The 13,509-nt window shown below is 60.0% G+C and carries 11 protein-coding genes; 2 read left to right on the top strand and 9 right to left on the bottom strand.

Annotated elements, in window-relative coordinates; all coding sequences use genetic code 11:
• The first annotated feature begins 132 nt into the window (after positions 1-132).
• Together K0P33_RS06385 and K0P33_RS06380 are read left to right on the top strand one after the other, a co-directional pair.
• Positions 133-1,455, top strand: coding sequence for an OprD family porin (locus K0P33_RS06385; RefSeq protein ID WP_242154527.1), 1,323 nt, complete (start codon positions 133-135; stop codon positions 1,453-1,455).
• Positions 1,456-1,541: 86 nt separating this feature from the next.
• Positions 1,542-3,038, top strand: a complete 1,497-nt coding sequence (locus K0P33_RS06380) for a sensor domain-containing diguanylate cyclase (RefSeq protein WP_242154525.1) — start codon at positions 1,542-1,544, stop codon at positions 3,036-3,038.
• Between the two features lie 42 nt (positions 3,039-3,080).
• Here K0P33_RS06380 and K0P33_RS06375 read toward each other — a convergent pair whose 3' ends face one another.
• The 9 genes from K0P33_RS06375 to ftsW all read right to left on the bottom strand — a co-directional run bounded on the left by K0P33_RS06375 (position 3,081) and on the right by ftsW (position 13,509).
• Complete coding sequence (locus K0P33_RS06375; RefSeq protein ID WP_094951297.1) at positions 3,081-4,130, bottom strand: hypothetical protein; 1,050 nt, start codon at positions 4,128-4,130, stop codon at positions 3,081-3,083.
• A 251-nt stretch (positions 4,131-4,381) separates the two neighbouring features.
• Positions 4,382-5,293 (bottom strand): UDP-3-O-acyl-N-acetylglucosamine deacetylase, encoded by a 912-nt coding sequence (lpxC, locus tag K0P33_RS06370; protein WP_003171886.1) that lies wholly within the window; start codon positions 5,291-5,293, stop codon positions 4,382-4,384.
• A gap of 112 nt (positions 5,294-5,405) precedes the next feature.
• Positions 5,406-6,620, bottom strand: coding sequence for a cell division protein FtsZ (gene ftsZ, locus K0P33_RS06365; protein ID WP_242154523.1), 1,215 nt, complete (start codon positions 6,618-6,620; stop codon positions 5,406-5,408).
• 74 nt (positions 6,621-6,694) lie between these two features.
• On the bottom strand, positions 6,695-7,957 hold the full coding sequence (gene ftsA, locus K0P33_RS06360; protein WP_017738691.1) for a cell division protein FtsA: 1,263 nt from the start codon (positions 7,955-7,957) through the stop codon (positions 6,695-6,697).
• A 15-nt stretch (positions 7,958-7,972) separates the two neighbouring features.
• Positions 7,973-8,842, bottom strand: coding sequence for a cell division protein FtsQ/DivIB (locus K0P33_RS06355; protein ID WP_094951295.1), 870 nt, complete (start codon positions 8,840-8,842; stop codon positions 7,973-7,975).
• A 4-nt stretch (positions 8,843-8,846) separates the two neighbouring features.
• Complete coding sequence (locus K0P33_RS06350) at positions 8,847-9,803, bottom strand: D-alanine--D-alanine ligase (protein WP_094951294.1); 957 nt, start codon at positions 9,801-9,803, stop codon at positions 8,847-8,849.
• On the bottom strand, positions 9,800-11,245 hold the full coding sequence (gene murC / locus K0P33_RS06345) for a UDP-N-acetylmuramate--L-alanine ligase (protein WP_094951293.1): 1,446 nt from the start codon (positions 11,243-11,245) through the stop codon (positions 9,800-9,802). Before murC ends, K0P33_RS06350 begins: the two co-directional genes overlap by 4 nt.
• A complete protein-coding gene (gene murG / locus K0P33_RS06340) occupies positions 11,238-12,308 on the bottom strand; it encodes an undecaprenyldiphospho-muramoylpentapeptide beta-N-acetylglucosaminyltransferase (protein WP_242154521.1) in 1,071 nt (356 codons plus the stop codon). The genes murC and murG overlap by 8 nt, the downstream gene beginning before the upstream one ends.
• Positions 12,298-13,509 carry a putative lipid II flippase FtsW gene (ftsW, locus tag K0P33_RS06335; RefSeq protein ID WP_176462946.1) on the bottom strand — a complete coding sequence of 404 codons (1,212 nt, stop codon included), beginning with the start codon at positions 13,507-13,509 and terminating at the stop codon, positions 12,298-12,300. The genes murG and ftsW overlap by 11 nt, the downstream gene beginning before the upstream one ends.

The raw sequence follows: 13,509 nt of genomic DNA, 5'->3' as shown, positions 1-13,509 counted from the left end.
CTTTTTTCCAGGGCTCTACACTGGGAATCTGTCTTAAAGCCGCTGACTTCAGCGGCTTTTTTTTGCCGTAAAAAAGGCCAGGCACACCCCCACGACATTGGCCGTTTACGATTGACCAAAGGAGCTCCACCGGTGAAGAACTCGCTGACGTTTACCCCGCTATTCCTCGCAATTACAGCAACGATTGCCCCTTTCGCCCAAGCAGCAGACACCACCCCCGCCGATGGTTTCGTCGAAGGCGCAAGCCTCAAGATCAACACCCGCAACTACTACATGAACCGCGACCGTCGCGACATTCACACCGATGACAGCAAGGAATGGGGCCAAGGCTTCATCGGCACGTTTGAATCCGGCTACACCCAAGGCACCGTCGGCTTCGGCCTGGACCTCAACGCCATGCTCGGCCTCAAGCTCGACGGCGGTGGCGGCACCGACGGTTCCAGCATCCTGCCGGTGGGTTCCGGCAACGGCAAAGCGCCCGGCTCGTTCTCCACCGCGGGCGGCACCTTGAAAATGCGCGCCTTCGACACCGAGCTGAAGGCCGGGGACCTGTTCCTCAATAACCCGGTGATCGCCGGCGGTATGACCCGCATGTTGCCGCAGGATTTCCGTGGTGTAAGCCTGACCAACCACAGCTTCGACGGCTGGATGCTCGAAGGCGGTCAGGCCAGTTTCACCAAGCTTTACAACCAGAGCGGCCACCGGCGCATCGGCACCAGCTATGGCGCGCTGCCGGAGCATGCCGACAGCCAGCACCTGAACTGGGCCGGCGCGTCCTTCAGCGGCATTGCGGGCTTGACCAGTAACCTGTACGCCTCCGAACTCAAGGATGTGTGGCACCAGTACTACTACGACCTGGACTACACCTACGCGCTGAACGACTTGGTCAGCCTCAACCCAGGCCTGCACTACTACCACACCCAGGACACCGGCCAATCGCTGCTGGGCAACATCGACAACAATACCTACAGCCTGCATTTCACCGTAGGCGTGGGCAACCACAGCGTCACCGCCGCTTATCAGCGGGTCAACGGCAACACGCCGTTCGACTACATCAGCCAGGGCGACAGCATCTACCTGGATAACTCCCAGCAATACTCGGACTTCAACGGCCCTAACGAGCGCTCTTGGAAACTCAAGTATGCCTATGACTTTGCAGGCCTCGGCATGCCTGGGCTGACGTCCGCCGTGTCCTACATCAGCGGCAAGACCGACCTGACCAAGGTCGACCCGCAAAGCCGTGGCTACAGCGCCTGGTACAGCGCCGACGGCAAGGACGCGAAACATTGGGAGCGCGATATCGACCTGAAATACGTGGTGCAAGGCGGCAAAGCCAAAGACCTGGCCGTGCGCCTGCAGTGGGCGACCAACCGCGGCGGCAACGGCTACGCGGCGGTGGATCGGGACGTGGACGAATACCGGGTGATCGTGGACTACCCGATCAACGTGTTCTAACCCGCTGATCTTTCTTTTTTAGCCCATGCTCTAATTTTCATCGCGTAGAACTAAACTGCCAGTATCTTCCTGTTGAAGCCTGCGCGATGAGTCAACTCCGCCCTCCTTCTTTACCTGCACGCTCGGAGCTTCTGCTGATTCTGGGCAGTGGCCTGACCGTCATCCTGATCGTGGTTATCGTCGCAGCCTTGCTCACCCGCGAACACGCCAGCACCCTGCAGGCGGCCAAGCGCGAGACCACCAATATCACCCAACTGATCAATGCCGATGTGCTGCGCAACGCCGAACTCTACGACCTGGCGCTGCAGGGCTTGATCACGGCCACCACACGCAATGACCTGTCGCGGACGCCGCCGGACATCCGGCACATGGTGCAGTTTGATCAATCCACCGCAGCGCCGTTCAAGGGTGAAGTGCTGTTGCTGGATGCCAATGGTGCGGTGGTTGCCGATTCTTCGACGTTGCAGCCGACGCCGCGCAATTTCGCCAACCGTGACTATTTCCAGGTGCATAAACAAAATGCACAGGCAGGGCTGTTTATCAGCCGCCCGTTCAAGATCCGCTGCGATTGCGATCAAGTGTGGCGCATGGCATTCAGTCGCCGAGTGGAGGGCCCCAACGGCGAGTTCGCCGGCGTGGCCGTGGCGACGATTCGCCTGGCGTATTTCGATCAACTGTTCAACCGCCTCACCATCGGCAACGGCAGCTCCGTCAACCTGCTGAACACCCGTGGCATTCTTCTGGCCCAGCAGCCGCTGCTGGAGCGCGACATGATTGATAAGGACCTCAGCGACCGGCCCAATTTCAAACGCATACTGCGCGAAGGCGAAGGCAGCTTTCAGGCCATCTCCGCCCTCTCTGGCACAGAGCGTTTATATACGTTCACCAAGGTCGGTGAGCTGCCGTTGATTGTGGTGGTGGCACTGGCCAGCGAAAACGTGTTCGCCCCCTGGCAACGTGCCGCGCTGCTGACCAGTGGCGCTACCGGCGTGCTGTGTATCGGCCTGTTGTGGCTGACCTGGATGTTGCGCCGCGAACTGCGCCGTCGCCATCGTGCCGAACAGGTGCTGTCAGAACTGGCAGCCACCGATGCGCTCACAGGCCTGGCGAACCGCCGCACCCTGGACCAGCGCCTACGCCTGGAATGGGACCGCGCGCAGCGCTCGACCGAGCCGCTGACACTGTTGATGATCGATGTGGACAACTTCAAGGCCTTCAACGACCGTCATGGCCACCATAGCGGCGACGAGGCATTGCGCGCGGTCTCGCAGGTGATCGGTGGCAACATCCGACGCCCGGCCGACCTGGCCGCGCGGTATGGCGGGGAAGAGTTTGCCGTGGTGCTGCCGAATACCGACGCCAAGGGTGCGTGGGTGATCGCCGAGCACATCCGCAGCAGCGTCGAGCATTTGCCACGGGTGGCCGGTGCCGAGCGGCCGATTACCGTGAGTATCGGCATGAGCACTTGGGATAAACGCAGCCGCACTTCGTTGGAGGCGTTGTTGCTGAGTGCGGACCAGGCGCTGTATGAGGCCAAGCACAGCGGACGCAATCGGATTGTCGATGCCAAAGCCCGTTCCTGAAAGGGTAACGCCTGCTCCAATGGAGTCAGGCGTGAAGGAACGCTATACCGTGTAACTCCCGCGCGCTGTCGCCGTTGCCCTCGGATCGACACCGATTTCTGCGGTAAGGCTCACCGGCCATTCGCGAGGAAGCAGCGAGACTCGGAAACCGAAGGAACCATCAACAGCTACCCCCGGCACCACAGAGAACTCGTGCTTGGGCGTTATCTTGCTGCCAAGGTCGGTACTGAAGGTAACCCTGTGCTGAACGGTAAATGTCGGTGTCACGCCCCCTCCCGTAGTAACGGTTAACGGACCTGCTTGAACATTCGCGTTAATACTCGTTCTTGGGAAGAAGGTATAACTGTTTGCGACAGAAACAGTACGATCAAAGTTCTGCGTTATTGATGGCTGCCCGGTGGGAGACAATGCGAACTCCACGCCAGGACCACCGACTTTTATTTCATGCCCGGGGCCGCCCGTAATACTTTGGTTTACACCACCGCCGGCGCCTACACTTAAACCTGGAATAGGGCCAGGGATCGGGGCCGAGACATTACCCTCCAGCCCACCATTCACCCCAGCAAACTGTTGAGTGCTAAGGGTGGGATTAAAATTAGCTTTAGCTTTGAATTCACCCGTTGGTTCGACCGTCGCGCTGAACTCTGGAGCACTGAAATTAAGCACCTGTGTCAGGCGAGCACCTGCATTGATACCAAGCCCCGTATTTAGAATATTGGGAATGCCTGCCCTGACATCGCCGCTTGCGGCTAACTGCATCCTGGGTACAAAACTGACTTGGAAGCCACCGGCGTCTGTTGGGCGCAAGGTGATTGCCGGGTCAAAACGTGCTGTTGCGCTCACGCCCACGCTGGGGCCGCCAGGAATTGGGGTAAGCCTGGCCGCAATAGTGGCATACGCCCGGGGATAAAAAGACAGCGTGGGAATCGCTTGAAACTTAGCCTCACCGCCGAAAACATTCGCCGTGAAGGGCGCGGCAAAGGAACGCGGCGGCTGATTATTAACGTTTTGCTGCTGGCCGCTAACATAGCCGCCATTTTGTTGCTGAGGGGCTGGGCCACGGTAAGCGTAGTTTGGAGATACATTATTCAAGGGTAATACCCGCTCACAGTAAGTTTGATGTATTGGCTTCTCTTGCTTTACTCATCAATCGCTCGGCCTTCGGCTCACTCGCTACGATGTCGCCAATTCAACGGCCTCACAAACCTATTGTGGTACGCGGCTAGGTATCAGTTCCTACAGGCAAACCATTGATAACCCACATTAGTATCATGGTGTGTTAGACACAAAAAAAAAGGCCACCCGAAGGTGGCCTTTCAAAACTAAAGAAAGAGAGTTGTTACTTACACCGCCGCAACGGGACGCATGTAAGAGATCGGTGCGGTGCTGGCATCTTCGAAGGTCACGACTTCCCAAGCGTCTGTCTGCTCAATCAACTTGCGCAGCAGCTGGTTGTTAAGGGCGTGGCCCGACTTGAAGCCTTTGAACTCGCCTATCAGGCTATTGCCCAGCAGGTAGAGGTCACCGATTGCATCGAGGATCTTGTGCTTCACGAATTCGTCTTCATAGCGAAGGCCGTCTTCGTTCAGTACACCATCCGCGTCGACCACAATGGCGTTTTCAACGCTGCCGCCGAGTGCGAGGTTGTGCTTGCGCAGGTACTCGATGTCACTCATGAAACCAAAGGTACGGGCGCGGCTGACTTCTTTTACGAACGAAGTGCTGGAAAAATCCACGCTTGCACTTTGGGTGCGGTCACGGAATACCGGGTGATCGAAATCGATCTCAAAGCTCACTTTAAAGCCTTCGAACGGGACGAAGGTGGCGCGCTTGTCGCCGTCTTCTACTGTCACTTCCCGCAGAATGCGAATGAACTTCTTGGCTGCGTCCTGTTCTTCCAGGCCGGCAGATTGAATCAAGAATACGAAGGGTCCGGCGCTGCCATCCATGATTGGGACTTCGGACGCGGAGAGCTCGACGTAGGCGTTATCGATGCCCAGGCCAGCCATGGCCGAGAGCAAGTGCTCCACCGTGTCCACTTTGACGTCACCGTTGACCAACGTGGTCGACATGGTGGTTTCGCCAACGTTTTCCGCGCGAGCAGGAATCTGCACCACAGGGTCCAGGTCGGCACGAACAAACACGATGCCGGTGTCGACAGGTGCGGGCTTGAGGGTCAGGTATACCTTCTCCCCGGAGTGCAGACCTACACCTGTGGCACGAATAATATTCTTCAGGGTGCGTTGTTTAATCATGGCTTGGACCGCTTCAGCGCAAATTGCGAACTGGTATCAACAAAGGCTGGCGATAATAACAGACCAGACCTTTGCTGAACACCAATCACCTTCATAGCCCTGATACATTCCATTAATCGGCCTGACGACGCAGGAATGCCGGGATGTCCAGGTAGTCCAGATCATCTTGCGGATTCGGGCTACGGGACGCCGCAGCACCGGCCTGAGCCTGGTTGCGCATCACGGTCGGACGGTCCAGGTCACGGTAGTTAACAGACGGCAGTTCCTGGCGCGAAGGCGCTGGAGCGGCAGCTTGCTGGCTGGCGTGGCTAGCATGGCTGTTGTGACCGGTGTGAACGGTATTGTCGATGACCTTCACAGGCTTCTCGATTTTTGCGCCCAGGCCGGTAGCAACGACGGTCACGTGCAGCTCGTCGCGCATGTCCGGGTCGATAACGGTACCGACTTTGACCATCGCGTGCTCGGAAGCGAAGGCTTCGATGATGCTACCCACGTCGGAGTACTCACCCAGGGACAGGTCAGGGCCGGCGGTGATGTTCACCAGGATGCCGCGTGCACCTTGCAGGTTCACGTCTTCCAGCAATGGGTTGCGGATCGCCGCTTCAGTCGCTTCACGTGCACGGTTCGGACCGCTGGCGCAGCCAGTGCCCATCATCGCCATGCCCATTTCGCTCATCACGGTACGTACGTCGGCAAAGTCGACGTTGATCATGCCTGGGCGCTTGATGATGTCGGAGATACCGCGAACGGCACCGGCGAGTACATCGTCAGCCTTGGCAAATGCGGACAGCAGGCTTGCGTCCTTGCCCAGGATGGTCAGCAGCTTCTCGTTGGGAATAGTGATCAACGAGTCGACGCTTTCAGACAGCAGACGGATACCTTCGTCGGCGATCTGCATGCGCTTGCGGCCTTCGAACGGGAACGGACGCGTCACAACAGCAACGGTCAGAATCCCCATTTCCTTGGCCACTTCGGCAATGATCGGCGCAGCACCGGTACCGGTACCGCCGCCCATGCCCGTGGTGATGAACACCATGTTGGTGCCTTGCAGCACTTCAGCAATACGCTCGCGGTCTTCCAGGGCGGCTTGACGGCCGACTTCCGGATTGGCGCCAGCGCCGAGGCCCTTGGTCACGGCTGTGCCCAATTGCAGGATGGTCCGCGCGCCGATGCTTTTCAGCGCTTGGGCATCAGTGTTGGCGCAGATGAATTCAACGCCTTCAATGTTGCTCTTGACCATATGGTTGACAGCGTTGCCGCCGCCACCGCCGACACCGATTACTTTGATAACCGGGCTTGCGGGGATGTTGTCTACGAGTTCGAACATGTTCCCTCTCCTTTCGTTTTCTCTAGTTTTTTCGCCTACTGCTTGTTGCGGTGTTGCGGTGTCACGGTAAATCTTTAGAAATTGCCTTTTACCCAAGCCTGCAACCGCTCGAACAACGGCGCTTTGGCCTCGTCATCGCTGCGGTAGCTGTCACGGATGCTCGGGCCCGACAAGGAAATGCCGTCGGTCTGCTTTTGCAGCCCGTACAACAGCAAGCCCACACCGGTGGAATAAATCGGGTTGCGCACCACGTCGCCCAGGCCTTTGACGCCATGGGGCACGCCCAGGCGAACCGGCATGTGGAAGATTTCCTCGGCCAGTTCGACCGCGCCTTCCATCTTCGAGGTGCCACCGGTCAGCACGATGCCGGCCGGGATCAAATCTTCGTAGCCGCTGCGGCGCAGTTCAGCCTGGATCAGGGTGAACAGCTCGTCGTAACGTGGCTCGACCACTTCGGCCAGGGCCTGGCGCGACAGCTCACGCGGTGGGCGATCGCCCACGCTTGGTACCTTGATGGTTTCACCGGCGCCGGCCAGTTTGGCCAGGGCGCAGGCGTAACGGATCTTGATTTCTTCGGCGTACTGGGTCGGTGTACGCAGCGCCATGGCGATGTCGTTGGTGACTTGGTCGCCAGCAATCGGGATCACGGCGGTGTGACGGATCGCACCCTCGGTGAAGATCGCGATGTCGGTGGTGCCGCCGCCGATGTCCACCAGGCACACGCCCAGTTCTTTTTCGTCGTCGGTCAGTACCGAGTAGGCCGAAGCCAACTGCTCGAGAATGATGTCGTCGATTTCCAGGCCGCAGCGGCGCACGCATTTTTCAATGTTCTGTGCCGCGTTGACCGCGCAGGTCACCACGTGAACCTTGGCTTCCAGACGCACGCCCGACATGCCCAGCGGCTCGCGAACGCCTTCCTGGTTGTCGATCACGTAGTCCTGCGGCAGGGTGTGCAGCACGCGCTGGTCAGCCGGAATTGCCACAGCCTGGGCCGCGTCGAGTACACGCTCAAGGTCAGCCGCGCTGACTTCACGGTCGCGGATCGCCACGATGCCGTGGGAGTTCAGGCTGCGGATATGGTTGCCGGCCACGCCGACGAACGCCGAGTGAATCCGGCAGCCAGCCATCAACTGCGCTTCTTCGATAGCGCGCTGGATCGATTGCACGGTGGACTCGATGTTGACCACCACGCCCTTCTTAAGGCCCCGGGACGGATGCGTGCCGATACCGACGATTTCGATAACACCGTCTTCCCCGACCTCGCCGACCAGGGCCACCACTTTGGAGGTGCCGATATCGAGACCGACGATCATTTTTCCGCTTTGCACGTTTGCCATGGGTCCTGCCTCTTCTTAATTCTTCGCGACAGCGGGTTTGGCTGTCGTCGGCGCAGCTGGTTCACGCCAGCCGACGGCCAGGCCGTTGGCGTAACGCAGGTCGACGCTCGCAATGTTCGTAATCTGTTCTTTCAAGGTCTTGTCATAGATGGCAATAAAGCGGCGCATCTTTTCCACCAAGCGGTCGCGTCCCAGCAACAACTCGATGCCCGGGCCGGAACTGCCGGCCCCGGTGGTCAAAAACCAGCTGCCCCGCTCACGCAATTCCAGGCGCGCGATGGAGAAACCCAGTGGCCGCAGCATCTGGCTCAAGGCCTGGTACTGCTGCATCACTTGCTGTTGCGCCCGCTGCGGCCCGAACAACTGCGGCAGGTGCTCGTAGTTGGCCAGCTCACGCGGGGTGAATGCCTGGCCCTGGTTGTTCAACAGCGCACCATCGCCCCAACGGGCCACGGGCAGTTGCTCTTCCAGGCGGATCGTCACCTGGTCCGGCCAGACGCGGCGGACTTCGGCGTGAGCGATCCACGGCATCTGTTCCAACTCCGAGCGCATACCGGCCAGGTCGATGGTGAAGAAGCTCGCCGCCAAGTACGGGCCAATGCGCTGCTGCACCGCTTGCTGGCTGATGTAGCTCAAGTCGCCCTGCACGCTGATCTTGGTGATCGGACGGTCGGCATACGGCAACAAGCGCTGTGCACCTTCGTAAGTACCGAAGCCCAACGCCACCAGCAGTACCGGCCAGAACAGCGCTTTGATAAAACCAAAGTTGGCTTTCGGCAGGCGCGCCGACATCGGCTCTTTAGCCACCATGCGGCTGGCACCCCGTGGCACCGGCTTGCGGCTCGGTGCTTGTGGGGGCTGATGACGAAGCGATGCGCCGTTCATGTGTTTAGCCTCTTGGCTCAATGCTGTCGGCCAGGATCGCCAGCACCAACTGCTGGAAATCCAAACCGGCGGCACGGGCTGCCATAGGTACCAAGCTGTGATCGGTCATGCCGGGAGCGGTGTTGACTTCCAGGAACCAGAAATTCCCTTGGTCATCCTGCATCACGTCTGCCCGCGCCCAACCGGCGATACCCAGCGCCTCACAGGCTTTCGCCGTGAGGTCCATCAATTCCTGTTCCTTGGTTGCGTCGAGGCCACACGGGATGCGGTACTGAGTATCGCAAGCCACATACTTGGCGTCGTAGTCGTAAAAGGTGTGGGGCGTGCCCAATGCGATAGGCGGCAATACCTGGCCACGCAGGGTGGCGATGGTGTACTCAGGGCCTTGAATCCACTGTTCCACCAACACTTGCGAATCGTAGGTACTTGCCGCTTTCCATGCGTCGATCAATTCGGCGGCCGAGTTCACTTTAGCCATGCCGATACTGGAGCCTTCATGGGCTGGTTTGACGATCAAAGGCAGGCCCAGTTCCTTGGCTGCAGAAATACAATCGTCTTCGCTGCACAGCACGCTGTGACGCGGGGTTGGAATACCCAGGCTGTGCCACACCTGCTTGGTGCGCAACTTGTCCATCGCCAGTGCCGAAGCGAGAATGCCGCTGCCGGTGTAAGGGATGCCGGCGCACTCGAGCAAGCCTTGCATGCTGCCATCTTCACCGCCACGGCCGTGCAGGATGATGAAAGCACGGTCGATCTTCTCGGCCAACAGGCGGGCGAGGAAATCATCGCCCACGTCGATACCGAACGCGTTCACACCGGCGCTTTGCAGTGCTTCAAGCACGGCATTGCCGGACTTGAGCGAGACTTCGCGCTCAGCGCTCTTGCCGCCGAACAGCACGGCCACGCGGCCGAAGTCCGCAGGCGCGAGGGTGGAAAACAGGGCGTCGTAATTCGTGGTCATTTCGACTTCCCCTGCGCAGCGGCAAACAACGGGCTCGCCAGCAATTTAGGCGCAAGGCCACCGATGTCACCGGCACCCTGGCACAGCAGGATGTCACCGGCACGCAGCAGCGGCTTGACGATCGGCGCCAGGTCCACACCGCGCTCGATGTAGATCGGGTCCAACTGGCCACGCTGACGGATGCTATTGCACAGCTTGCGGCTGTCGGCGCCCGGGATCGGTTCTTCACCGGCCGGGTACACTTCCATCAGCAGCAGCACGTTGGCATCGGCCAATACATTGACGAAATCGTCGTACAAATCACGCGTGCGGCTGTAGCGGTGCGGCTGGTAAACCATCACCAGGCGGCGCTCCGGCCAGCCACCGCGCACAGCTTTGATCACGGCCGCGACTTCGGTTGGGTGGTGACCGTAGTCATCGACCAGCATCACGTCGCCGCCTTCAACCGGCAGTTGGCCGTAGACCTGGAAGCGACGGCCAACACCGGCAAAGCGCGACAGGCCTTCAACGATGGCTTCATCGCTGACGCCCTCATCGGAGGCGATGCAGATGGTCGCCAAGGAGTTGAGCACGTTGTGATTGCCCGGCATGTTCACCGAAACGTCCAGCGGCTCGCGGTCAGGGCGCAGTACGGTGAAGTAGGTTTGCATGCCTTCCTGGCGCACATTGATCGCGCGCACGTCGGCGTCTTCGCTGAAGCCGTAGGTCACGGTCGGACGCTTGACCTGCGGCAGGATTTCACGCACTACCGGATCGTCCAAGCACACCACGGCCAAACCATAGAACGGCAGGTTGTGCAGGAACTCGACGAAGGTTTTCTTCAATTTGTTGAAGTCACCACCGTAGGTCGCCATGTGGTCTTCGTCGATGTTGGTGACCACCGCGACCAGCGGTTGCAGGTGCAGGAAGCTGGCATCACTTTCATCGGCTTCGGCAATCAGGTAACGGCTGGTGCCGAGCTGAGCATTGGTGCCCGCTGCATTCAGACGGCCACCGATGACGAACGTCGGGTCCAGGCCACCGGCGGCGAACACCGAGGCGATCAGGCTGGTGGTGGTGGTTTTACCGTGCGTACCGGCCACGGCGATGCCGTGGCGATAGCGCATCAGCTCGGCGAGCATCTCGGCGCGCGGCACCACAGGAATTCGGCGCTCAAGGGCTGTGGCCACTTCCGGGTTGGAAGTGTTCACGGCACTGGAGACCACCAGTACATCAGCCTCGGCAGCGTTCTCGGCGCGGTGGCCGATAAAGATCTGTGCACCGAAGGACTTCAGGCGGTCAGTGACCGGCGACTCTTTCAAGTCGGAGCCGGACACTTGGTAGCCCAAGTTCAGCAGGACTTCGGCAATCCCGCACATGCCCACGCCGCCGATACCGACGAAGTGGATACGACGGATGCGGCGCATTTCCGGTTGCGGCATGGCTTTCTGATTCTCAACCATGGGCCACCTCCAGGCAGATATCGACCACGGTGCGGGTTGCGTCAGGTTTGGCCAGGCGGCTTGCGGTGCTCGCCATGCTATTGAGTCGTTCCGGTTGCATCAAAACCTCGGTCAGGCGTGCGGCCAAATCGGCGGCGCCAGTCGTTCTTTGCGGCAGCAGGAAGGCAGCGCCCTCCCCGGCCAAATATTCGGCGTTGCGGGTCTGGTGATCGTCAATCGCGTGGGGCAAAGGCACCAGCAAGGACGGCAGACCGGCGGCGGCCAGTTCACTGACGGTCAACGCACCAGCGCGACAGACCACCAGGTCGGCCCAGCCATAGGCTTGGGCCATGTCTTTGATGAACGGCTGTACATCCGCCTCGACACCGGCCTCGCGATAGCGGGTAGCGGTGATTTCATCGTGGTTCTTGCCAGCCTGGTGGAAGATCTCCGGGCGCAACTCCACAGGGAGTTGTGCCAGCGCTTGCGGCAGCAATTTATTCAGTGGCTCGGCGCCCAGGCTTCCGCCGAGAATCAGCAGATGCGCCTTACGCCCGGCCAGTGCCTCACGGTCAATGTCCATAAACAGTTCAGTGCGCACCGGGTTGCCGGTGGTGCGGCGCTTATCCGAGGCGCTGAAGGTATTCGGGAACGCTTCACACACCCGCGCGGCCAATGGCACCAGCAAGCGGTTCGCGGTACCGGCGACGGCGTTCTGTTCGTGCACGATCACCGGCACGCCAGCGAGCTTGGCGGCGACACCGCCAGGGCCGGTCACATACCCACCGAAACCAAGCACACATACCGGCTTCAATTCGCGGATGACTTTGCGCGCCTGCCACACGGCCTTGAGCAACACGAACGGCGCCTTGAGCAGGGACAATTTGCCCTTGCCACGCAGGCCGGTGACGTTGATCAAATGCAGCGGCAAGCCGGCATTCGGGACCAATTCATTTTCAATGCCTCGCGGCGTACCGAGCCAATGCACGGTGTAGCCACGGTTCTGGAATTCGCGGGCGCACGCCAGGGCCGGGAACACGTGGCCCCCGGTGCCGCCCGCCATGATCAGCACGTTAGCGCCCATGGTTCGGCTCCTCGGCAAAATCGCTCTCGCTGAATTCCATCTCTTCGCTGCCCAGGTGGGTTCGACTCTCCCACTCGATGCGCAGCAACAAGCCGAGGCACACGCAGCAGATGACCAACGAACTGCCGCCGTAGCTGAGAAACGGCAAGGTCAAACCCTTGGTCGGCAGACGACCGATGTTTACCCCGATGTTGATCAGCACCTGGCCAATCCACAAAAACGCCAACCCGTACGCGACATAGGCGGCGAAAAACTGTTTGGCTTTCTCGGCCCAAAGACCGATGTAAAGGGCGCGTACGCAGACGAATACGAACAGCGCAACGGTGCACAGCGAGCCCACGGCGCCGAGCTCTTCGGCAAGCACGGAGAACACGAAGTCGGTGTGCGCTTCCGGCAGGTAGAACTGCTTCTGCACGCTGTTCCCCAAGCCGACGCCCAGCCACCCACCGCGACCAAAGGCGATCAGCGCCTGGGTCAACTGGTAGCCAGAACCGAACTGATCGGACCAAGGGTCGGTAAAGGTAATCAGGCGCGCCATCCGATACGGTTGTGCCTCGACCAGCAGGTAAACGGCAACCACCGCCAGCACCACCATCAAGGCGAACCGGAACAAGCCCACGCCGCCGAGAAACAGCATCGCCGCCGCCGCGCCCATCATCACCACGGTGGCACCGAAGTCGGGCTCCATCAGCAACAGGCCGGCCATCGGCAGCAACACGATGAATGGCTTAAAGAAGCCCATCCAGCTTTCGCGCACTTCTTTCTGGCGACGTACGAGGTAGCCGGCGAGGTAGATCACCACGAACACCTTGGCGATTTCCGACGGCTGCACGTTGAACGCACCGAAGCCGATCCAGCGCATCGAACCGTTCACCTCACGACCGATGCCGGGGAGGATCACCATGATCAGCAGGCCGAACGCACCGATCAGCATCAGCCAACCCAGGCGCTGCCAGGTGGCGATGGGGATCATCATGGTAACGAAGCACGCGCCGAGGCCGATCACCAGGTACACCAAGTGACGGATCATCATGTACAGCGTGTTGCCCGACTGCACGGCGGCCACTTCGGAAGAAGCCGACGTGATCATCACCAGGCCCAGGCCCAGCAGCGCGAGGCAACCGGCGAGCATCGGAAAGTCGAGGTCGACGCCACGGCCAGTGATGATCGGCGACGGGTACGGCTTGATGATATCTCGCAA

Source organism: Pseudomonas sp. ArH3a, assembly GCF_022648765.1.
GTDB lineage: Bacteria > Pseudomonadota > Gammaproteobacteria > Pseudomonadales > Pseudomonadaceae > Aquipseudomonas.
Note: the sequence above shows the minus strand (reverse complement) of the source record. Positions and strands in the feature narration are given on the sequence as shown.

What these genes read in the sequence shown, in the direction of transcription:
- K0P33_RS06380 (WP_242154525.1), top strand. Translation starts at nt 1,542, where the DNA reads ATGAGTCAACTCCGCCCTCCTTCTTTACCTGCACGCTCGGAGCTTCTG.
- murG (WP_242154521.1), bottom strand. Translation starts at nt 12,308, where the DNA reads ATGGGCGCTAACGTGCTGATCATGGCGGGCGGCACCGGGGGCCACGTG.
- lpxC (WP_003171886.1), bottom strand. Translation starts at nt 5,293, where the DNA reads ATGATTAAACAACGCACCCTGAAGAATATTATTCGTGCCACAGGTGTA.
- K0P33_RS06350 (WP_094951294.1), bottom strand. Translation starts at nt 9,803, where the DNA reads ATGACCACGAATTACGACGCCCTGTTTTCCACCCTCGCGCCTGCGGAC.
- murC (WP_094951293.1), bottom strand. Translation starts at nt 11,245, where the DNA reads ATGGTTGAGAATCAGAAAGCCATGCCGCAACCGGAAATGCGCCGCATC.
- ftsA (WP_017738691.1), bottom strand. Translation starts at nt 7,957, where the DNA reads ATGGCAAACGTGCAAAGCGGAAAAATGATCGTCGGTCTCGATATCGGC.
- K0P33_RS06355 (WP_094951295.1), bottom strand. Translation starts at nt 8,842, where the DNA reads ATGAACGGCGCATCGCTTCGTCATCAGCCCCCACAAGCACCGAGCCGC.
- ftsZ (WP_242154523.1), bottom strand. Translation starts at nt 6,620, where the DNA reads ATGTTCGAACTCGTAGACAACATCCCCGCAAGCCCGGTTATCAAAGTA.